This is a genomic window from Microbacterium trichothecenolyticum (genome assembly GCF_000956465.1).
In the GTDB taxonomy this organism is placed as follows: domain Bacteria; phylum Actinomycetota; class Actinomycetes; order Actinomycetales; family Microbacteriaceae; genus Microbacterium; species Microbacterium trichothecenolyticum.
Genome location: NZ_JYJA01000025.1, coordinates 81,844 through 103,286, shown reverse-complemented (window position 1 = coordinate 103,286; position 21,443 = coordinate 81,844). Strand labels below are relative to the sequence as shown.

Annotated in this window: 15 protein-coding genes; 8 read left to right on the top strand and 7 right to left on the bottom strand. The window is 71.4% G+C overall.

Annotated elements, in window-relative coordinates; translation table 11 throughout:
* Nucleotides 1-65: 65 nt before the first annotated feature.
* Nucleotides 66-1,073 (bottom strand): LacI family DNA-binding transcriptional regulator, encoded by a 1,008-nt coding sequence (locus RS82_RS03860; protein ID WP_045297034.1) that lies wholly within the window; start codon nucleotides 1,071-1,073, stop codon nucleotides 66-68.
* A gap of 119 nt (nucleotides 1,074-1,192) precedes the next feature.
* On the opposite strand from RS82_RS03860, the gene RS82_RS03855 reads away from it, so the two are divergent.
* Nucleotides 1,193-2,548, top strand: coding sequence for a cryptochrome/photolyase family protein (locus RS82_RS03855; RefSeq protein ID WP_045297032.1), 1,356 nt, complete (start codon nucleotides 1,193-1,195; stop codon nucleotides 2,546-2,548).
* Nucleotides 2,549-2,569: 21 nt separating this feature from the next.
* Here the strand turns inward: RS82_RS03855 and RS82_RS03850 are convergent, their stop codons facing one another.
* The gene (locus RS82_RS03850) at nucleotides 2,570-3,556 is read right to left on the bottom strand and encodes an aldo/keto reductase (protein ID WP_045297031.1); all 987 of its coding nucleotides are present in this window, start codon (nucleotides 3,554-3,556) and stop codon (nucleotides 2,570-2,572) included.
* Between the two features lie 118 nt (nucleotides 3,557-3,674).
* On the opposite strand from RS82_RS03850, the gene RS82_RS03845 reads away from it, so the two are divergent.
* Nucleotides 3,675-4,316 carry an NADPH-dependent F420 reductase gene (locus RS82_RS03845; RefSeq protein ID WP_045297030.1) on the top strand — a complete coding sequence of 214 codons (642 nt, stop codon included), beginning with the start codon at nucleotides 3,675-3,677 and terminating at the stop codon, nucleotides 4,314-4,316.
* 168 nt (nucleotides 4,317-4,484) lie between these two features.
* Nucleotides 4,485-5,549, top strand: a complete 1,065-nt coding sequence (locus tag RS82_RS03840) for an LLM class flavin-dependent oxidoreductase (RefSeq protein WP_045297029.1) — start codon at nucleotides 4,485-4,487, stop codon at nucleotides 5,547-5,549.
* 15 nt (nucleotides 5,550-5,564) lie between these two features.
* On the opposite strand, the gene pheA is transcribed toward RS82_RS03840, so the two are convergent.
* Nucleotides 5,565-6,545 (bottom strand): prephenate dehydratase, encoded by a 981-nt coding sequence (gene pheA / locus RS82_RS03835; RefSeq protein WP_045297028.1) that lies wholly within the window; start codon nucleotides 6,543-6,545, stop codon nucleotides 5,565-5,567.
* A gap of 193 nt (nucleotides 6,546-6,738) precedes the next feature.
* Here pheA and pgm point away from each other — a divergent pair, with 193 nt between their 5' ends.
* Nucleotides 6,739-8,382 carry a phosphoglucomutase (alpha-D-glucose-1,6-bisphosphate-dependent) gene (gene pgm / locus RS82_RS03830; protein ID WP_045297027.1) on the top strand — a complete coding sequence of 548 codons (1,644 nt, stop codon included), beginning with the start codon at nucleotides 6,739-6,741 and terminating at the stop codon, nucleotides 8,380-8,382.
* Between the two features lie 90 nt (nucleotides 8,383-8,472).
* On the opposite strand, the gene RS82_RS03825 is transcribed toward pgm, so the two are convergent.
* Nucleotides 8,473-8,754, bottom strand: coding sequence for a GlsB/YeaQ/YmgE family stress response membrane protein (locus RS82_RS03825; RefSeq protein WP_045297025.1), 282 nt, complete (start codon nucleotides 8,752-8,754; stop codon nucleotides 8,473-8,475).
* A gap of 184 nt (nucleotides 8,755-8,938) precedes the next feature.
* On the opposite strand from RS82_RS03825, the gene RS82_RS03820 reads away from it, so the two are divergent.
* Nucleotides 8,939-9,853 (top strand): DUF6807 domain-containing protein, encoded by a 915-nt coding sequence (locus RS82_RS03820; protein WP_211255852.1) that lies wholly within the window; start codon nucleotides 8,939-8,941, stop codon nucleotides 9,851-9,853.
* 163 nt (nucleotides 9,854-10,016) lie between these two features.
* On the opposite strand, the gene RS82_RS03815 is transcribed toward RS82_RS03820, so the two are convergent.
* The 3 genes from RS82_RS03815 to RS82_RS03805 are packed head-to-tail and all read right to left on the bottom strand — an operon-like array spanning nucleotide 10,017 to nucleotide 16,989.
* Entirely contained in the window at nucleotides 10,017-12,566 is a 2,550-nt protein-coding gene (locus RS82_RS03815; RefSeq protein WP_084695441.1) for a glycoside hydrolase family 3 C-terminal domain-containing protein, read from the bottom strand.
* The gene (gene yicI, locus RS82_RS03810; RefSeq protein WP_045297022.1) at nucleotides 12,563-14,944 is read right to left on the bottom strand and encodes an alpha-xylosidase; all 2,382 of its coding nucleotides are present in this window, start codon (nucleotides 14,942-14,944) and stop codon (nucleotides 12,563-12,565) included. The genes RS82_RS03815 and yicI overlap by 4 nt, the downstream gene beginning before the upstream one ends.
* Nucleotides 14,941-16,989: a beta-galactosidase gene (locus tag RS82_RS03805; protein WP_045297020.1), complete on the bottom strand. Its 2,049-nt coding sequence runs from the start codon at nucleotides 16,987-16,989 to the stop codon at nucleotides 14,941-14,943. The genes yicI and RS82_RS03805 overlap by 4 nt, the downstream gene beginning before the upstream one ends.
* 115 nt (nucleotides 16,990-17,104) lie before the next feature.
* Here RS82_RS03805 and RS82_RS03800 point away from each other — a divergent pair, with 115 nt between their 5' ends.
* From RS82_RS03800 to RS82_RS03790, 3 genes are read left to right on the top strand one after another with little or no spacing between them, the layout of a single operon-like run.
* Nucleotides 17,105-19,762, top strand: a complete 2,658-nt coding sequence (locus RS82_RS03800; protein WP_157005375.1) for a glycosyl hydrolase family 95 catalytic domain-containing protein — start codon at nucleotides 17,105-17,107, stop codon at nucleotides 19,760-19,762.
* Entirely contained in the window at nucleotides 19,756-20,751 is a 996-nt protein-coding gene (locus RS82_RS03795) for a LacI family DNA-binding transcriptional regulator (protein ID WP_045297017.1), read from the top strand. Before RS82_RS03800 ends, RS82_RS03795 begins: the two co-directional genes overlap by 7 nt.
* A 7-nt stretch (nucleotides 20,752-20,758) precedes the next feature.
* The gene (locus tag RS82_RS03790) at nucleotides 20,759-21,364 is read left to right on the top strand and encodes a YesL family protein (RefSeq protein WP_045297015.1); all 606 of its coding nucleotides are present in this window, start codon (nucleotides 20,759-20,761) and stop codon (nucleotides 21,362-21,364) included.
* Nucleotides 21,365-21,443 lie beyond the last annotated feature (79 nt).

Sequence of the window (21,443 nt, the reverse complement as noted above, 5' to 3'; positions counted from 1 at the left end):
CTCGCGGAGCCGATCGTCGAGCGATGCGAGCGAATGGTGCAGCCACCACCGTGCGGGGCCGGAGGTCAGGCGGCGGCGGGGCCTGTCGAGGCGCGGAGCACCAGCTCGGGCTCGAAGAGGAGCTCGTCTCCGGCCTCCGTCGTGCCGGCGATCTGCGAGAGGAGCAGGTCGATGACGGTGCGGCCCATCGACTCGATCGGCTGGCGGACCGTCGTCAGCGGAGGCTCGGTGCAGCTCATGAGGAACGAGTCGTCGAAGCCGACGACGCTGACGTCGGCGGGCACCCTGAGGCCCGCGCGCCTGGCGGCCCGCACGGCGCCGAGGGCGAGCGGGTCGCTCGCGCACACGATCGCGGTCGCACCGGCCGCGAAGAGGCGGGATGCCCCGGCCTGACCGGATTCCAGCGAGTACAGCCCGCGCACCACCAGCGAGTCGTCCAGCGGCGAGCCGAGGCGCTCGAGCAGCGGGCGCGCGGCGGCGAGCTTGCGCTGCGACGGGATGTGGTCGAGCGGTCCGAGGAGCAGGCCGATGCGGCGGTGACCCAGCTGATGCAGGTGCTGGATCGCCTGCTCCGCGGCGGCCGCGTCGTCCGTCGAGACGGTGGCGAAGTCGAGCGAGCCGATGCGGGCGTTCACCAGCACCGTCGGCAGGTTCACCTGCCGGATCCTGTCGTAATGCTCGTGCGGGGCATCCGCCTGGCTGTAATTGCCGCCGAGGAAGATCACTCCCGAGACCTGCTGCTGCAGGAGGAGGTCGACGTAGTCCGACTCGGTGATGCCGCCCGCGTTCTGGGTGCACAGCAGCGGCGTGTAGCCGTTCTGCGTGAGCCCGCCGCCGATGATCTCGGCGAGCGCGGGGAAGATCGGGTTCTGCAGCTCGGGGAGCACGAGGCCCACGAGACGCGCGCGCTCGCCGCGCAGCTTGGTCGGCCGCTCGTAGCCGAGCACGTCGAGCGCGGTGAGCACGGCCTGGCGCGTCGCCTCCGAGACGCCCGGCTTGTCGTTGAGCACACGACTGACGGTGGCTTCGCTGACACCGACCTTGCGCGCCACTTCGGCGAGACGCTTCGACATGCGCTCAGTGTACGCAAGAACTTGCAGGATCGCGCAAGTCAGTGCAAGCGCCCGCGTCGAACGTGTCGACGGGCTGTCAAGCCCCGTTCGTGCACGCGTGCGCCCGGCAGGATGGGTCCATGGCCCGACCGTCGATCGTGTGGTTCCGCGATGATCTCCGTCTCGCCGACAATCCTGCGCTGCGCGCGGCGATCGACCGCGGCGAGCCCCTCATCCTGCTGTACGTGCTCGACGAGGAGTCCCCCGGAATCCGCCCGCTCGGCGGCGCCGCACGGTGGTGGCTGCACCATTCGCTCGCATCGCTCGACGATCGGCTCCGCGAGCGCGGCGCGACCCTCGTCCTGCGCCGCGGCCCCGCTGAGCGCGTGGTGCGTGAACTGGTGACGGATGCCTCGGCCGGAGCCGTGTTCTGGAACCGGCGCTACGGCGGCCCCGAGCGCGAGGTCGACGCCGCGCTCAAGGCCGGGCTGCGCGAGGAGGGCGTCGAGGTCGCCTCCTTCGCCGGCTCTCTGCTCTTCGAGCCGTGGACCGTGAAGACCGGCGCCGGGACGCACTTCTCGGTGTTCACGCCGTTCTGGCGCGCGTGCCTGGCGCTGCCGGCGCCGCGCGTACCGCTGCCGGAGCCGCGCGAGGTCGACGGCGTGCGCGGGGGTGCAGCATCCGATTCCCTCGACGATTGGGGACTGCTCCCCCGCCACCCGGACTGGGCGAGCGGGTTGCGCGACACGTGGGAGCCGGGCGAGGCCGCCGCACGACGGCGGCTGCGTGAATTCCTCGACGACGACCTCGCCGCGTACGACCGGGCGCGCGACGAGCCGGCGGCCGGCGCGACGTCGCTGCTGTCGCCGCGACTTCGGTGGGGCGAGGTGAGCCCGCACACCGTGTGGCACGAGACGGTCGAGGCCGGTCACGGCGGGCGCTTCCTCTCGGAGCTCGGCTGGCGCGAGTTCGCATGGCACACGCTGTTCCACTTCCCGCAGCTCGCGACGAAGAACCTGCGGCCCGAGTTCGACGCGTTCCCGTGGCCCCGGCTCGAGCCGACGCACCTCGCGGCGTGGCAGCGGGGGCGCACCGGCGTCCCGCTCGTCGACGCGGGCATGCGGGAGCTCTGGAGGACCGGCTACATGCACAACCGGGTGCGCATGGTGGCGGCATCCTTCCTCGTGAAGAACCTGCTGATCGACTGGCGGCGCGGCGAGGAGTGGTTCTGGGACACGCTCGTCGATGCCGACGAGGCGAACAACCCGTTCAACTGGCAGTGGGTCGCCGGCTCGGGCGCCGATGCCGCACCGTACTTCCGGATCTTCAACCCGCAGCTGCAGGCGAAGAAGTTCGACGCCGACGGGCACTACCAGCGCGCGTGGGCTCCCGAGTCGCTGCGCGACGATGGGCCCGAGCCTCTCGTCGATCTCGGCGAGACCCGCAAGGCGGCGCTCGCTGCGTACGAGCACGTCAAGCGGGCCGCGCGCTCCTGAGCGCACGACCCGCTCGATGCGTCACCAGGCGTAGGCCTCCGGCGCCTGCCCGCCCGGCCCGGGGAACAGCTGGTCGAGGGCCGCGAGATCGTCGTCGCTCAAGTGGATGTCCAGCGCCGACACGGCCGACTCGAGCTGGGCGACCGTGCGGGGTCCGATGATCGGGCCGGTCACACCGGGCTGGTGCAGCAGCCAGGCGAGGCCCAAGGCCGACGGCGTCCAGCCGCGTTCCCGGGCGAACCGCTCGTACGACTGCAGCTGGTCGCGGCGCTGCTCGCGCTGCGACGTGATGCGTTCGGATCCGGACCGGGCTGCGGCATCCGTCGATCCGCCGCTGAGAAGTCCGCCCGCGAGCGGCGACCAGGGCAGGATGCCGAGGCCGTAGTTCTGCGCCGCCGGGATCACCTCGAGCTCGATCGAGCGCTGCGTGAGGTTGTACAGCGACTGCTCGCTCACGAGCCCGAGGAAGTGGCGCCGGGCCGCGATCTCGTTGGCCTGGGCGATGTTCCACGCCGCGAAGTTCGAGCTTCCGGTGTAGACGACCTCGCCCTTCGCGACGAGCACCTCCATCGACTGCCAGAGCTCCTGCCACGAGATGTGCCGGTCGATGTGGTGGAACTGGTACAGGTCGATGCGGTCGGTCTGCAGGCGCTTGAGCGACCCGATCGCCTCGCGCCGCACCTGCCACGCGGACGCGCCGCGGGCGTTGACCACGTCGCCGTCGGCGGTCGGATCGACCATCGGCGAGTGCACCTTGGTGGCGAGCACCACGTCGTCACGGACGCCGGGACGGGCGGCGAACCAGCGCCCGATGATCTCTTCGGTGGCGCCGCGGCCGCCCGAGCCGCCGTAGCCGTTGGCGGTGTCGATGAAGTTGACGCCGAGCTCCAGTGCGCGGTCGAGGATGGCGAACGAGTCCTCCTCCGAGGTGCGGTCGCCGAAGTTCATGGTTCCGAGCACGATCCGCGAGACGGAGGTGCCGGTTCGTCCGAGGTGGGTGTAGTCCATGCCCACATCGTCACACGGACGCACGCTGCGGCGGGCCGAATCACGAAAACGTTTCCTGGATGTCCTCCGATGACAGGAATGCGGAATGGGATGCTGCGCCCCGCGGTTGCGGGTCGACATGACCACGATCGGAATCATCGGTGCAGGACACATCGGCAGCGCGCTCGCGCGGGCATTCTCGGGACTCGGCTACGACGTCGTGATCTCGAACTCACGCGGACCCGAGAGCCTCGCGGGGCTCGTCGACGAGCTGGGGCCGAAGGTGAGCGCGGCGACCGCCGCCGACGCGGCCGCGGCCGCCGACATCGCGGTGGTGACCGTGCCGCTGAAGGCCCTGAAGGACGTGCCGGTCGAACCGCTCGCCGGGAAGATCGTGCTCGACACGAACAACTACTACTTCGAGCGCGACGGCCACATCGACGCCCTCGACCGCGGAGAGACGACGACCTCGGGGCTCCTCCAGCAGCACCTGCCGACCTCGAAGGTCGTGAAGGCGTTCAACCACCTGTACGCGTCCGACATCAATGCCGGCGGCCTCGCTGCGGGCGACCCGCAGCGCCGTGCACTCGGCACCGCGAGCGACGACGACGAGGCGATCGAGTTCGTCACCGGCGTCTACGACGCGCTCGGCTTCGACACTGTGAGCGCGGGTCCGCTGAGCGAATCGTGGCGCCTCGAGCGCGACCGCCCGGCCTACGTCGTCGCGCAGACCGCCGACGAGCTTCGCGACAGCCTCGCGAAGGCCAACCGCCTCCCGTAGCCGGTGTCTGCGGATCCGGAATTCGGACTTTCCGCCGCTTTCCGGCGCTCGGGGCGGTCGTTGCTCCGGAGACGGGAATGCTGTCCGAATTCCGGATCCGCGCGCTGACGGCGAAGAGACCGGCCGGATGCGGAATGCGGATGCCGGGGCGCGGGGTTGCAGAAGACGATGAGCACTGCGACCCCTGCCCCGGCCCTGTCCGTTCTCGACCTCGTTCCGGTGCGCACCGGGCAGACCAGCGCGCAGGCGGTCGCGGCATCCCTCTCCCTCGTGGACGCGGCGGATCGGCTCGGCTATCGCCGGTACTGGTTCGCCGAGCACCACAACATGCCGGCCGTCGCCTCGACGACGCCGCCGGTGCTCGCGGCGGCGGCCGCCGCGCGGACGTCGCGCATCCGGCTCGGGTCGGGCGGCGTGATGCTGCCGAACCACTCTCCGCTCGTCGTCGCCGAACAGTTCGCGGCGCTCGAGGCACTCGCGCCGGGGCGCATCGACCTCGGCCTCGGACGGGCGCCGGGGTCGGATCCGGTCATCACGCAGCTGCTGCGCCAGAGCGGCACGACGAGCGACGTCGAACGTTTCCCCGACCACGTGCGCGACATCCTCTCCCTGGTCGCCCCGGACGGCGCCTCGCTGCGCTTCACGTCCGGCGGGACCTACGACGTGCGCGCGACGCCCGCCGCGACGACGACTCCCGAGGTGTGGCTGCTCGGGTCGAGCGACTACTCCGCACAGCTCGCCGCGTCGCTGGGCCTGCCGTACGTGTTCGCGAACCACTTCTCGGGCGAGGGCCTCGAGCGCGCGCTCGATCTCTACCGCTCGGCGTTCGTGCCGTCCGAGTCGCTCGCCGCCCCGCGCACCTTCCTCACCGCGAACGTGCTCGTAGCCCCGACGCACGACGAGGCCGAGGCCCGCGCCCTGCCCAACCTCCGCATGACGGCGCGCCTGCGCACCAACAAGCCGCTCGTGCCGCTCGAGACCGTCGAGCACGCGCTCGCCAACGCGGCCGACTTCGCCGGCCTCGGCGACACCTTCATGGCCTCGGCCCGCGCGAAGTGGTTCGTCGGCACAGCCGGGGCCGTGGCATCCGATCTCCGCTCCTTCGCCGCGAAGCACGGTGTCGACGAGGTGATGATCTCCCCGATCGCCGGATCGTACGAGGACGAGCCGATGGATGCCGCGCCCGGCCGCCTGCACACCCTCGAGCTGCTGGCGGGCGAGCTCGGCCTCTGACCCCGGCGGGGCTCGTCAGTCCTGCACTTCCGGCTCTCCGGAGATGAGTCCCCGCAGCCAGTCGCGCGCCTCCACGAAGACGTCGTCGGCGTAGCGCTCCGGGTAGCGCACGACGGCGCGATCGGCGCGCGGGTACGACCCGAGGAACGTCACGCGGGGGCTGAAGCGGCGCAGGCCCATCAGGGCGTCGGCCATGCGCTCGTCCTCGAGGTGCCCGTCGGCGTCGACGACGAACCGATAGCGGCCGAGCTCGTCGCCGATCGGACGCGAGGCCAGCAGCGACAGGTTGATGCCGCGGGTGGCGAACTGCTCGAGCATCTCGAGCAGGGCGCCGGGGTGATCGTCGGGCAGCTCGACGATGAGCGAGGTCTTGTCCGCGCCGGTCGGCGGCGGCGGCACGACGGTGCGGCTCACAAGCACGAACCGGGTCACCGCGTTGGGGTTGTCGCCGATGTTCGAGGCCAGCAGCTCGAGCTGGTGATGCTCGAGGATCCCGGGAGGCGCGATCGCCGCATCCGCGTCGCTCGATCCGTCCAGCAGGCCCATCGCACTCGCCACGTTGCTCGCGGCCGGCACGTGAGCGTGAGCGGGCAGCGCGGCCGAGAGCCATTGCAGGCACTGCGCGTACGCGACGGGGTGCGCGGCGATGAGCGAGATGTCCTCCAGTCGCGCGCCGGGGCGTCCGACGAGGACGAATTCGACAGGCACGAGGTACTCGCCGACGATGCGAAGCCCCGGCACCGTCGCGAGGGCGTCCTGCGCGGTCGAGACTCCGCCGTCGACGGAGTTCTCGATCGCGATCATCGCGGCGTCGGAGCGGCCCTCGACGACGTCGGCGAGCGCCTCCCCCACGTTGCGCACCGGGCGCCACTCGTGGCCGCGCGCCTCCGGCACCTGGGCGAGCGCCGCCTCGGTGAACGTGCCCGCGGGGCCCAGGAAGCTGTACGTGCGGCGGACGGGAACGGATGCCTCGGCAGAGGCGACCTCGGAAGTCACGCGTGCCAGCCTAGCCCGGGCCCCGTGGGCCCGATCCCGTCCGTAACTCAGGATGGAGGTCGCGCGACATCGACCCCGCCCGCGGAATTCCGGGGGCCGCGCCCACGGCGCGGCGCACCGGTCCTGAATTGCGCACCGGCGCAGGGTGTCACGGACCGTGCGCGGCAGGCGGAGGACGTGCAGACTGGGACGCATGACTCGCGCAGGACAGCCGGCCGAAGCATCCGACCTCATCGACATCGATGAGCTGATCGCCGCTTACTACGACCTCAAGCCGGACCCCGCCGTCCCCGAGCAGCGCGTCGCGTTCGGGACGAGCGGGCACCGCGGCTCGTCGCTGTCGGCGAGCTTCAACGAGACCCACATCCTCGCCACGACGCAGGCGATCGTCGATTACCGGAAGGCTCAGGGCATCGAGGGCCCGCTGTTCCTCGGACGCGACACGCACGGCCTGTCGCTTCCCGCCGAGCGCAGCGCCATCGAGGTGCTCGTCGCGAACGGCGTCGATGTCCGCGTGGACTCGCGCGACTCCTGGGTGCCGACCCCCGCGCTCAGCCACGCGATCCTGACCTACAACCGCGGGAAGGATGCCGCGGACCCGACCCGCGCCGACGGCATCGTCGTGACCCCGAGCCACAACCCGCCGCGCGACGGCGGCTTCAAGTACAACCCGCCGAACGGCGGTCCCGCCGACACCGATGCCACGGGCTGGATCGCGAACCGCGCGAACGAGCTCATCGCGGCAGATCTCGAGGGCGTCGCCCGCACGCCGTTCAAGGACCTCGACGGCGAGAAGCTGGGCGACTACGACTTCCGTGACGCGTATGTGCGCGACCTCGCGAACATCATCGACGTCGAGGCCATCCGCTCGGCCGGCGTGCGCATCGGGGCCGACCCGCTGGGCGGCGCGTCTGTCGAGTACTGGGCGCTCATCGCCGAGGTGCACGGCCTCGACCTCACCGTCGTGAACCCCGACGTCGACCCCACGTGGAAGTTCATGACCCTCGACTGGGACGAGAAGATCCGCATGGATCCGTCGTCGCCGTCGGCGATGGCCGCTCTCGTCGCGCGCCGCGACGAGTACGACATCCTCACCGGCAACGACGCCGACGCCGACCGCCACGGCATCGTGACGCCCGACGCCGGGCTGATGAACCCCAACCACTACCTCGCCGTCGCGATCGACTACCTGTACTCGCACCGGCCGGACTGGCCGACGGATGCTGCCGTGGGCAAGACCCTCGTGAGCTCGATGATCATCGACCGCGTGGCCGAATCGCTCGGGCGCGAGCTGCTCGAGGTTCCGGTCGGGTTCAAGTGGTTCGTGCCCGGACTGCTGGACGGATCCGTCGCCTTCGGCGGCGAGGAGTCGGCGGGAGCGTCGTTCCTCCGCAAGGACGGCTCCGTCTGGACCACCGACAAGGACGGCATCCTGCTGTGCCTCCTGGCCTCCGAGATCCTCGCGGTCACCGGGAAGACGCCCTCGCAGCGGTACGCCGAACTCGAGGCAGAGTTCGGCGCTTCGGCGTATCAGCGCGTGGACGCCCCGGCGTCGCCCGCGCAGAAGGCCGCGCTGGGCAAGCTCGCCCCTGAGGCGGTCACCGCGACCGAGCTCGCCGGCGAGCCCATCACCGCGAAGCTCTCGCACGCGCCGGGCAACGGTGCCGCGATCGGCGGCCTCAAGGTGCAGACCGAGCACGCCTGGTTCGCCGCGCGTCCGTCGGGCACCGAGGACGTCTACAAGCTCTATGCCGAGTCCCTCCGCGGACCCGAGCACCTCGCGCAGGTGCAGGCCGAGGCCCGCGACGTCGTGTCGCAGGCCCTCGCGGGCGCCTGACCCGCGGTCGCACACAACGACGCCCGGATCCGTGCGAGGGAGCGCACGGATCCGGGCGAAGTGTTGTGCGTGAGAGCCCGGGACAGCCGGTCAGACGCGGTTGACGCCGCGGCGACGCGTGACCAGGACGTAGATGCCCAGCACGATGATCGCGCCCAGGATCGAGCCGATGATGCCCGACGGCTGCAGGAAGCCACCGTTGGGGTCGCTTCCGAACAGCAGGAAGCCGAGGAACCCGCCGACGAACGAGCCGACGATTCCGAGGACGATCGTCAGCAGGATGCCCATGCTCTGCTTGCCGGGGATGATGGCGCGAGCGATGAGGCCGGCGATCAGGCCGATGATGATCAGGCCGAGGATGGTCCAGAGCATGTTCTTCTCCTTCTGTCTCGCGGACGCCGCGGGGGGTGCGGGGTCTCGTATGAGATGACGAAGACGCTATCGCCGCCGCGGCGCGTGGGGATGCCTCTACCGCTCCAGCCTCGGGAGCGGTACATTATGCGTCCGCGCGAACAATGGGCAAGCGTTTTCCATGGATCTGGGCCACAATGGGACCGTGACCGACCTCACCCTCCGCCTCGAACAGACCGATGTGACCGTCATTGCCGCCGGCGTCGATATCGCGCGCTACGCGTTCGAGCCGGGTGGCGAGATCTCCGAGGGCCCCAAGCCCTTCCTCCACCCCCTGCGAGCGCTGGATGGTGCGCTGCTCACCGGCTTCCGCCCGTGGGACCACCGGTGGCACAAGGGCCTCCAGATGACCTGGACCCACGTGTCGGGTCAGAACTTCTGGGGCGGGAACACGTTCCGTCCGGAGCACGGCGACTACGCGCTCCTCGACAACGTCGGCACCATCCGCCACGACGGCTTCACGACGGTGGCCGATGGCGGACCCGAGGTCGCCTTCACCGAAGAGCTCACGTGGATCACTCAGGGCGGCGAGGAGTGGCTCTCCGAGACCCGTACGCACCGCTTCCACGGCGTCGACACCGACCGCGGCCTCTGGATGCTCGACTTCTCGACGACACTGCGCAACGTGTCGGGGCGCGAGCTCGAACTCGGCAGCCCGACGACCGAGGGACGACCCGGCGCCGGCTACACCGGCTTCATGATCCGGATGCCTCGTGCCTGGACCGGCGGCCGCGTGCTGGCCGGCGGCTTCCCCGATGACGCCGGCGACGACGGCGTGATGGGCCATGTCGCGCCGTGGGTGGCCTTCTCGGGCGAGCACGACGACATCGACGGCGGCGCCACCGTGCTCGCGTTCGCGGGCACCTCGACCGGAGCGCCCCCGATCCGCTGGTTCGTGCGCAGTGAGCCGATCCCGGTGCTCGCGCCGTCGCCCTCGTTCGACGAGTACGTCGTCCTGGACCCGGGCGCGGAGCTGTCGCTCGCGCATCGTCACGTCTTCGGCGACCGCATCTGGACTCCGGACGAGACGCGGGCTCTGGCGGAGGAACTCGCACCGTAGTCGAGCGGGACTGCGTTCCCGGCTCCTCGCGCGTCGTCCCTCCGACAGGTCAACCGGGCTTCTACAGGAGCACGTGCACCGAAACGCCCCTGCAGGAGCCCGGTTGACCTGTTGAGGACGGGCGGCGTCGGCTGCCAAGCCCGCAGGGTGGGATGCCGCAGCCTCAGCCCGCAGTGACCTCCAGATCAGCCCGCACGGGCAGATCCCACGCCGACGGCCCCGCGGCAACGGTGTACGTCCCGGGCTGCACGCGCAGCGCACCATCGTGGAGCCAGTCGTCGACCGCGCCGGGGAGGCGCACGGCGTCGTCCCACACGGCGAGGCGCGCGGGTGAGAACGTCAGCTCGACGTCGCGGACTTCACCAGGCGCGAGCCGCACGCGGCAATAGGCCAAGAGCAGGCGCCGCGGCGTCGGCAGCGGCAAGCCCGACGACAGCGCGTAGAGCTGCACGAGCTCCTCGGCATCGCGGTCGCCGGTGTTGCGCACCTGCACGACCGCGTTCACGACGGCCTCGTCTTCCCGCGGCGCGAAGCCGGCGTGGCGGTGGGTCGGCGCGGGCGCGGGGACAGCGGCATCCAGAGTCACCGACTCATAGGCGACCGTCGTGTAGGTGAGTCCGTGGCCGAACGCGAACGTCGGCTCGTCGGGCTGATGGCGGTAGGTCGCCCCCTGGCGCAGGGTGTCGTAGTCGAACAGGTCGCCCGCCTGCGCCTCGGTCGCGGGCCAGCTCTGCGAGAGACGGCCCGATGGCTCGACGTCGCCCGACAGCACGTCGATCACGCCGTGTCCCAGCTCCTGGCCGCCGTGGCTGGACCAGACGACGGTCTCCGCTTCGACGCCCGCGAGCACATACGGGTAGCTCGACACGATCGTGAGCACCGCCCGCGGGTTCGCCTCGCGGGCCGCGCGCCACACCTCGGCCCACGCGTCGGGCAGCCGCAGGTGCGGACGATCCTCCGTCTCGCGACCGTTGAGGTGGGGGTCGTTGCCGACCGCGACGACGACGGCGTCGGCACGCGCGGCCGCCTCTGCCACCGCGGTCGCGCCCGATCGCACCACGCGCACGCCGAAGCGCTCGGCGGCGTCGAGCGTCACGGCCTCCGCGGCGAGCAGCCCGGAATCGCGGAACACCCGCAGCCACCGGCCCGACCCGAGGTGCAGCAGCGACCACGTGCCGTCGGCGTGGAGGTGCTTGCGGAAGCTCTCCTGCACCACCCATTCGCCCACGCGCGTCGCGTCCGCGCGCATCGGCCACTTCGCGCCGGTGAGGAGCAGACCGCTCGCGTGGGAGCGCAGGGTGAGGATGCCGTCGCCCCAGTCGGTCACGTCGAACAGGGCGTCGTCGACGGCGGCATCACCGGCCGCCTCGACCACCGAGCCGTCGGCATTCGACACGACGTAGCGGCCGTTCGACGAGGCACGGAGCGCGATCGTGTCTGCGCCGGTCACGACCTCGGCCTCGCCGAAGCGCTCGGCGGCAGCGGCGCCGAGCCCGACCACGTAGGGCGGAGTGCCGGCATACCAATCGGTGAGCACGAGATCGGCGAGCGGCCCGACGACCGCGACCCGTGACGCCCGGGAGAGCGGCAGCACGTCGGCGTCGTTCCGCAGCACGACGACCGAGCGCGCCACCGCCTCCCGGGCGAGTTCACGAGCCCCGGGCGCGTCGATGGCGTCGGCGCCGATCCCCGCGTACGGGTCGTCGTCGCCGTCGAACTCGCCCGTCCGGATGCGCAGCTCGAGCAGTCGCAGCACGGCCTGGTCGACGTCGTCCGAGGTGAGCAGGCCCTCGGCGAGCGCCTGCGTCACATAGCCGATGGTGGGCGCCGCGTTCGCGTCGTTGTCGGTGAACGAGTCGAGGCCGGAGGTCACGAGGGCTGCCGCGGCGTGCACATGGTCAGGCTGGGTGCGCTGGGTGGTGACGAGGAAGGTCGGAGCACCGGCATCCGAGACGACGGCGATCGACTCGTCGGACCAGCTCCGAGCCTCCGCGACCAGCTCGGGCTGGGTGTGCGCCGGGATGCCGTTGACGCGGTTGTACGCGAGCATCATGCCACCCGCGACGCCCTCCTCGATCGCTGCGCGGAATGCCGGGAGCTCCTCCTCGTGCAGCGTGCGCAGGGACATCTCGGACGAGGTCACCGAGCGATCGTTCTCGTTGTTGTAGGCGAGGAAGTGCTTGAGCGCGGGCACGGTGCGCCACACACGCGGGTGGTCGCCGCGGAGGCCCCGCGAATAGGCGGTCCCGAAGACCGCGGTGATGTGCGGGTCTTCGGAGTAGCCCTCCTCGTTGCGTCCCCAGCCCGGGTGGCGGAGCGTGTTGACGACCGGCGCCCAGACGTTGAGGCTCACCATCGGGTTCTCGGCGCGCTTGGCGCGCACCTCGACCGCGGCGACCTCGCCCACCTTCTCGACGAGGTCGGTGTCCCACGTCGCGGCGAGTCCCACGGACTGAGGGAACACCGTCGCCCGCCCGAGCCACGCGACGCCGTGCAGCGCCTCGCATCCGGTGTGCCACGACGACACCCCGAGCCGTTCGACCGCGGGCGCCGCCTGATGCAGCATCGCGATCCGCTCGTCGGGCGTCAGCCGGTCGAGCAGGTCGCGGGCACGTGCCGCGAGCGGCTGGTCGACCTGCCGGAAGAGCGGCCGCTCAGACGTCTCGTCTTCGGCGACCGCCCGGGTCGCAGCATCCGTTGCAATGTCGGTCATCGCGCAGTCTCCTCATCGAGTTCGACACGGATCTCTCCGGATGCCTCGGCCCGGACGATCCGGTCACCCACCTGCAGCGCCCACGGCGCGTGCGCGTCGTCCGTCGACGCGATGATCGCGGCGCCCTCACGGCGCACGCGGAACGTCGTCGCGCCGACGCCGTCGATGGATCCCTTGCTGTCGTGGCCCGGCACCCGCGTCTCGCGGTCGTAGCCGTCGGGCAGTTCGAAGCACCGGAGCGTGACGCCGTCGGACCAGTCGTAGTCGGGGCGGCTGTCATCCGCGCCGAAGGGCAGCACCGTTCCCGGTCGCACCCGCAGCGGCACCGAATCGTAGCCGTGGGTCTCGGAGATCCACCGGCGGCCGTCGACCACGGATCCGTCGAGGAGGGAGGTCCACTCCCCCTCCGGCACGTAGTACTCGACGCTGCCGTCGGCGGTGAAGATCGGCGCGACCAACAGCGCGTCACCCAGCATGTACTGCGTGTCGGCGTCGAAGCCCGAGCGGTCCCCGGGGAACTCGAGCGCCATCGGGCGCATCATCGGCGTCCCGCAGCGATGCGCCTGTTCGGCGGCGCCCGCGAGGTAGGGCATGAGCCGCATCTTGAGCTTCGTGAACGAGCGGGCGATGTCGACCGCCTCCTCGTCGAAGGCCCATGGCACGCGCACCGATGACGAGCCGTGCAGACGCGAGTGCGACGAGAGCAGGCCGAACGCGAGCCAGCGCTTGAACAGGCCCGGGTCGGGCGTGCCCTCGAACCCGCCGATGTCGTGGCTCCAGTACCCGAAGCCCGACATCGCGAGCGACAGCCCGCCGCGGAGGGACTCCGCCATCGACAGGAACGTCGAGTCGTTGTCACCGCCCCAGTGCACCGGGAACTGCTGCGAGCCGGCGGTCGCGGAACGGGCGAACACGACAGCGTCGCCGACGCCGTGATGCCGCTCGAGCGCGCGGAACACGACCTCGTTGTAGAGCTTCGCGTAGTAGTTGTGCATGCGGTGCGGATCCGACCCGTCGTGCCACACCACGCCCTCGACGGGGATCCGCTCGCCGAAGTCCGTCTTGAACGCGTCGACGCCCTGGTCGAGCAGGCCCTGCAGCTTCTCGACGTACCAGTCCGCCGCGTCGGGGTTGGTGAAGTCCACGAGGCCCATGCCCGCTTGCCACATGTCCCACTGCCACACGCTGCCGTCGGTGCGCTTCAGCAGGTAGCCGCTGTCGGCCGCTTCGCGGAACAGCGCCGAGCGCTGCGCGATGTACGGGTTGATCCAGAGCGACACGTGCACGTCGCGCTCGTGCATTCGCGCGATCTGCCCGACCGGGTCGTGGAACGCGCGGGAGTCCCACTCGAAGTCGCTCCACTGGTACTCGCGCATCCAGAAGCAGTCGTAGTGGAAGACCGACAGCGGGATGTCGCGCTCAGCCATGCCGTCGACGAAGGCGCTCACGGTGTCCTCGTCGTAGCTGGCGGTGAACGACGTCGTGAGCCAGAGCCCGAACGACCACGCGGGCACGCGTGCGGGGCGCCCGGTGAGCGCGGTGTAGCGGCGCAGCACCTCCTTCGGCTCCGGCCCGGCGATCACGTAGTACTCGAGGGACTCGCCGCCCACCGAGAACTGGACGCGCGAGTTGACCTCGCTGCCGACCTCGAACGAGACGTTCTCGGGGTGGTCGACGAACACGCCGTAGCCGCGGGACGTGAGGTAGAACGGCACGTTCTTGTACGCCTGCTCACTGGAGGTGCCGCCGTCGGCGTTCCATGTGTCGACGACCTGGCCGTTCTTGACGAACGCGCCGAAACGCTCGCCGAGCCCGTACACGCGCTCGCCCGGCTCGATGCTGAGCTGCTGGTGCACCCACGTCGGCTTCGTGCCGCCGGCGGCCGTACCGGCGGTGCCGGCGGTGCCGGCCGTGCCCGCGGTGCCGTTCTTGCCCGTGGTGTCGGTGTAATGGCCGATCGACCGCGGGAGGGAGCTGGTGAGCACGCGTCCATCCGCCTCGAGGAAGTCGATGCGCCACTGGCCCGCCGTGCGCGCGACCCGCGCCTTCAGCGGGCCGGCGTCGAGGATCCCCTCGTTCTCGTCGACCGTGATGTCGGGCCGGAAGCCCTCCGCGCCGAAGATCTCGAAGTCGGGCCCTCGGTGCACGGCGCCCGCGTGGCGCTCGACGCGCACCTTGACGACGCCCGGCGCGGGCGCCGAGAACGTGACCGTGAGCATCGCGCGGTTGAGGGTGTCGCCCCGGTCGCGGATCGCCGCAGTCGGGGCGTACACGGTCATCGTGCCCGCTGCCTCGTCGACGCGGATGTCGTCGACCTCGACCGCGTACAACGGCGCGAGGCCGGGCCTGGTCAGCCAGTAGCCATCGGTGAACTTCACTCTGTGTGCCTTTCGATGAGCACCATGGCGGCGCCGGAGGCCAGCATCAGCTGCCCCTCGACGTCCGCGTCCGACAGGAGATCGCGGCGCGGGCCGGGGAGCGTCATCCACCGGTCCTGTTCGCCGTGGTTGAGGAGGAAGAGGGCTTCGCCGCGCTGGACCGCCTCGACGCCTTCCGGCAGCGCGCGGCCGGGCAGGACGCCCACGACATCGGCAGCGTCGAGCGCGTCGTCGAGCACCGCGGCGAGCGCGTCGTCCGAGACGATCGCGCCGAGGTACCACGCGGTGCCGTCGCCGACGCGATGCCGGGTGATGGCGGGCGCCCCGGACAGGTGTCCGGCGCCGAAGCGGGCGAGCACCTCGGCCCCCTCGGCACGGAGGCGCTCACCGAGAATGGATGCCTCGGCCCGAGGCGGTGCGGTGGCCCAGGCGGGGTCGGCCGCGACCGGCGTGGGCGCGTCGGGCAGACCCACCCACTCCTCGCCGCTCACACCGAGGAGGTCGCGCAGCAGCACCGGGGAGCGCCCGGTGAGGATGCCGGCGTTGCCGTCGGCCACGCCCGAGAACGGACCGACCACGAGGCTCGCGCCGCGCTCGACCGCCGCGCGGAGGGTGGCGGCAGCATCCGGCTCCACGATGTACGTGTGCGGCACCAGCACCGTGGCGTACGTCGAGAGGTCGGCGCCCGGACGGACCACGTCGACCGCGATGCCGCGGCGCCAGAGCGCGCGGTGCCACCGCTGCGCCTGCTCGAGCGTGTCGAGCCGCTGGGTCGGGCGGCCCGGTTCGTCCGCTGCCCACCGCGACGGCCAGTCGAAGACGAGGGCGACGGATGCCTCGACCCGCCCGCCGGCCAGGGGGCGAAGTCGGCGCAGGTCGGCGCCGAGCGCGCACGTGGTCTCGAAGACCTCGGTGTCGGCGCCGGCGTGCGGCAGCATCGCGGAGTGGAAGCGCTCGGCGCCGGTGCGGGCCTGTCGCCACTGGAAGAAGCAGATCGCGTCCGCCCCTCGGGCAACCGCCTGCAGCGAGTCGAGACGAGCGCGGTCGCGGCTCTTGGGCAGGTTGTGCGGGCGCCACGAGGTCGCGCTCACCGCCTGCTCCATGAGCACCCACGGCCGCCCTTCGCCGAGCGAGCGCATGAGGTCCTGCACGAGCGCGATGTCGGACGACGACGTGGCGCTCGCATGGTCGGGGTACTGGTCGTCAGCGACGACGTCGACGTCTTCGGCCCACTCCCACAGGTCGGTCAGCGGCTCGAAGCCCATGAAGTTGGTCGTGATCGGCTGGTTGGCGCCGGTCGCGCGGAGGGCGTCGCGCTGCTCGGCGAACACCCGCTGCAGCGCCGACGACGTGTACCGGCGGAAGTCGAGCGAGTGGGCGGGGTTCACGAGGTACGGCATGCGCCGCGGCGGCACGATCTCGTCGAAATCGCGGTACCGCTGCGACCAGACGAGGGTTCCCCAGGCCTCGTTGAGCGCGTCGATCGAGTGGTAGCGCTCACGCAGCCACAGCCGGAACTCGCGCGCCGCCTCATCGCCGAAGTCGATCTGCCCGAACTCGTTGCCGACGTGCCACAAGCGCACCGCGGGGTGCGCGCCGTAGCGCACGGCGAGGGCGGTCGCGATCGCCAGGGCGTGTTCGCGGTAGACGCGCGAGGCCGGCGTGAACTGGTTGCGGGACCCGGCTGCCAGGCGCACACCGTCGGGGTTCACGGGGAGCGTCTCGGGGTGGAGGACGCCGAGCCACGGCGGCGGCGAGGCGGTCGGGGTCGCGAGGTCCACGGCGATGCCGTGGGCATGCAGCAGGTCGAGCACCTCGTCGAGCCACGCGAAGTCGTACTCGCCCGGCGACGGCTCGAGGCGCGCCCAGCTGAACACCCCGACCGTCACGAGGTTGACACCCGCGCGCACCATGAGCTCGGCGTCTTCCTGCCAGACCTCTCGCGGCCACTGCTCGGGGTTGTAGTCACCGCCGAAGCAGATGCCGAGGTCACGGGTGATCTCGGAGAACGCGTCGATCCGACGCGGGTCGGGCGTGGTGGCCATGGAGCGGGGAACCTCTTCGCTGAGTTTCGATCGGACGGTCACGGGTTTGTGGGCGAGAAGAGCGTCGAACTTTCGAAGCGCTTCAACACTGAGACGGTATACTACGACTGTGACGATGTCCACGCGCCGCGATGATGCGGTCCCACCTCCGCCCGGCTCGGACCCTGAGCTCGCCGAAGGGCTTCACACGCTGCGCTCCTCCGCGCCCGCCTCACGGTGGCTCGAGGCCTACCCGGTCGGCAACGGCGTGCGCGGCGCGATGTGCGCGGGGCTCGCCGGCGGCGAGCGGCTGTGGCTGAACGACATCACGGCGTGGTCGGGGCGCGCAGACGCCGACCCGCTGGAAGGCGTCGCGGATCACGGCCCCGAGGCACTCGAGGCCGTGCGCGCGGCGATCGACGCCGACGACGTCGACTCCGCCGAGGCACTCCTGCAGCGCATGCAGGCACCGTGGGTGCAGGCCTACCTGCCGCTCGGCTGGGTCGAGCTGACGGTGGAGACGGATGCTGCGCACTCCGGGTCGCAGCCGGGTCCGGGGCGCTTCGACCCGGTCGCCGGCGCTCCCTCGCTCGACGAGCGAGGGTCCGGCTCCGAACCGGCCGTTGAGCGAGCGAGGAACGAGCCAGTCGAAACGCCTCGGGTCTACGGGCGGCGCCTGGATCTCGCCACCGGCGTCGCGACCCACCACTACGCGCTCGGCGACGTCGACGTGCGGCACCGCACGTGGGCGGACCTCGTGACCGGCGCGATCATGCACGAGGTCACCGCGAACGAGCCGGTGCGCGTGCACCTCGAGATCGGGTCGCTCCTGCGCCCGCGCTCGGCCCCGCGCTCGGCGGGCGGCGATCTCGCGACCGAATGGTGGCTCCCGGTCGACGTCGCACCCGGTCACGAGAGCCCCGCCGAGCCCATCCGCTACGACGAGGAGCACGGGCGCCATGGCGCGATCCTGGTCCAGGCGCGCGGCGCCTCCGAGGTCGTCGACGGGGTCCTCGTCGGCGCGCCCGCGACGACGCACCTCTTCGCGATCGCCACGGCCACTTCGCCTTCGCTGCCCGGCGACCCGGCCGATGCCCGCGATGCGGAGGGGCACGCGGCGGCGCTGCTGCGCGGCATCCGTGGCTCCGTCGACGTCCACGCGACCGCAGCCGACCTGCTCACCGCCCACGAAGCCGCCCACGGTGAGCTCTACGCGCGGTGCGCGCTCGAACTGCCGGCACCGGGCGGCGTGGAGGCACTCGACACCGTAGACCGGGTGCGTCGCGCGCAGGAGCGCGACGACCCCGCTCTCGCCGCCATCATGTTCCACTACGGGCGGTACCTGCTCATCGCTTCGTCGCAGCCCGGCGGGCTGCCGGTCACCCTGCAGGGGCTGTGGAACGCCGAGCTTCCGGGGCCGTGGTCGAGCGCGTACACCCTCAACATCAACACGCAGATGGCGTACTGGCCGGCCGAGACGACCGACCTCGCCGAGTGCCATGAGCCCCTCCTGCGCTTCACGCGGCGGCTCTCCGAGACGACGGGCCCCGCCGTCGCGCGCGAGCTGTACGGCGCGGACGGCTGGGTGGCCCATCACAATTCGGATGCCTGGGCCTTCGCCGCGCCGGTCGGCGCCGGCCACGGCGACCCGGCGTGGGCGAACTGGTCGCTCGGCGGGGTGTGGCTCGCCCTGCACCTGTGGGAGCACTACTCGTTCGGCGGAGACCGCGCGTACCTGCAGGGCGAGGCCTGGCCGGCGCTCGCCTCGGCCGCGGCCTTCGCGCTCTCGTGGATCCAGACGGACGGCGAGCGCGCGTGGACGAGCCCGTCGACCTCGCCCGAGAACCACTACATCGACGCCGAAGGGCGCGAGCGCGGGGTCGCGGTGTCGGCGGCGATGGACGTCGCCCTGCTGCGCGAGCTCGCCGCGGTCTGCCGTGCCGCCGCGGCGGTGCTCGACGTCGACGACCCGTGGATCGCGGAGCTGACCACTCTCACGGATGCCCTCCCCGACCCGCAGGTGTCGGCACGCGGCGATCTCCTCGAGTGGGACCGTGAGCGCGTCGAGGCCGAACCCGACCACCGCCACCTCTCGCACCTCATCGGCCTGTTCCCGCTGGCGCGGATCACGCCGGCCGCGACACCCGGCCTCGCGCGCGCAGCATCCGAGTCCATTCGCCTCCGCGGTCCGGAGTCGACCGGCTGGGCGCTCGCCTGGCGTGCCGCGATGCAGGCGCGCCTGGGCGACGGCGCGGCCGTGCACGCGCAGCTGCGGCTGGCGCTCCGACCCGCGGAAGAGGGCTCCGATGCTCATCGCGGCGGGGTCTACCCCAACCTCTTCAGCGCGCATCCGCCGTATCAGATCGACGGCAACCTCGGACTGACCGCAGCGATCGCCGAGGCCCTCGTGCAGTCCTTCCTCGAGCCCTCACGCCCTGTCACTTCCGGGTCTGGGGCGCAGAACCTCCGTTGGGGCGCAGAATCTGCGCCCCAACGGAGGAATGACGCCCCAAACCCCGTCGACGACCGGGAGGTGCCCAGCGTCACGCTGCGACTGCTGCCCGCGCTGCCGCCGGAGTGGCCGGATGGCCGGGTGCGCGGCATCCGTTCCCGTGGCGACGTGTCGGTCGACGTCGAATGGGCCGGCGGACGACTCGTGCGGGCGCGGCTTCGCGCGCGGGCGCGAGCAGTCACAATGAGTGTGCACGGGCCGGACGGTTCGATCGGAACATACGAGCTCGCACCCGGAACCACACGGGTGATCGAACGAGGAGAGCGGGGGATCTCATGGTGACGATCGCGGACGTCGCGCAGAAGGCGGGCGTGTCGATCTCGACGGTGTCGTACGTCATGAGCGGCAAGCGGGCCATCTCGCAGGAGACGCGCGACCGGGTCGAGAAGGCGATCGACAGCCTCGGCTTCAGCCCGCACGCGGGCGCGCGCTCACTGGCATCCCGCTCGACCAATGTCATCGGCCTGCAGGCTCCGCTGCGCACCGGCGTCGACGTCCACGTCGTGATGCAGATCGTCACCGGCGTCGTCACGCAGGCGCGCAAGCACGGCTACGACATCCTGCTGCTCGCGAGCGACGACTCGAAGGCGCTGCAGCGTGCGGCGAAGGGGTCGATGGTCGACGCACTGCTGGTCATGGACGTCGAGTCGGACGACCCGCGCATCGACACGCTGTCGGGGCTGGGGCATCCGAGCGTCCTCATCGGTCTTCCCGAGGGGCGTCGCTCCGTGCCCTGCGTCGACTTCGACTTCGAGGCCGCGGGCTGGCTCGCGGTCGACCGGCTCGTCGCACTCGGCCACGAGCGCATCGCGCTCATCGGCTCGCCGCCCGAGGTGATGTCGCGTCACACCTCGTACGCCGACCGGCTTGCACGCGGGTTCCTGGCGGCGTGCGAGGCGAACGGCGTGACGGGCAGCGTCCACGCGTGCCCGAGCACGTCCGAGTCCATCGCCACTGTCGACGGCGTGATGACGGAGGACCCGGGCATCACGGGCTTCTTCGTGCACAACGAAGGCGCGCTCCCCCACGTCGCGACGACGATCACCCAGCGCGGCGTCCGGCGCGGGGACGAACCCGCGATCGTCGCGCTGTGCCCGGACGACGTGGCGCGCTCGGTGCCGGGTCTCGCCGACAGCATCGCGGTGCCCGCCGAGGCGATCGGCGCGGCCGCGACCGACATGATCTGCGAGATCCTCTCCAGCGGTGCGAAGCCCGCCGTGCGCCTGCTGCCGCCGGCGCTCACCGGAGCACCCACGGCGCCGCGATCGTGACGCACGCATGAGGATCGATCCCGACAGCCGCGCGCTCGGCGGCTTCTCGACGTTCCTGACGTTCGTCGCGCTCAACCTGCTCTACATCCTCGTGTGCCTGCCGATCGTCACGATCGGCGCGGCCACGAGCGCGCTGTACGAGGTCACGATCCGCTACTCCGACGATGAGAGCGGACGCCCCCTCAAGGACTTCTTCCCCGCGTTCCGGGCGAACTTCGGCCGCGCCACGGTGTTGATGCTGTGTCTGCTCCTGCCCGCCGCGCTGCTCGGATTCTCGAGCGTGTTCTGGTTCGCCTATCCCGCGCTGTTCGCCGGCGTGGCCGGGGTGGTGGCGGTGATCGGCGCGGTGTACCTCTTCGCGGCGTTCCTCTACGCGATGGCGCAGGTCGCTTACCTCACGGGGCCCGTGCGCCAGACCCTCAAGAACTCGCTGCTGCTCCCGGCGGCAGAGCCGGTGCGCACCCTCGGCGTTCTCGTGATCCCGGTGACCGCGGTCGCGCTGACGATCCTGTTCCCTCCCGTCGCGATCCTGATCGCCACCATCGGCTTCTCCGTCGGCGCCTACGCCACGGCCTTCCTCTTTCGCAGCGTCTTCGCCCGCCACGAGGTCTGACCCCTCCGGGCTTCGCGGTGACGGATGCCGCGGCCCGCAGCATCCGTGATCCTCAATCGAGGACGAGTGCCCCGCTGCG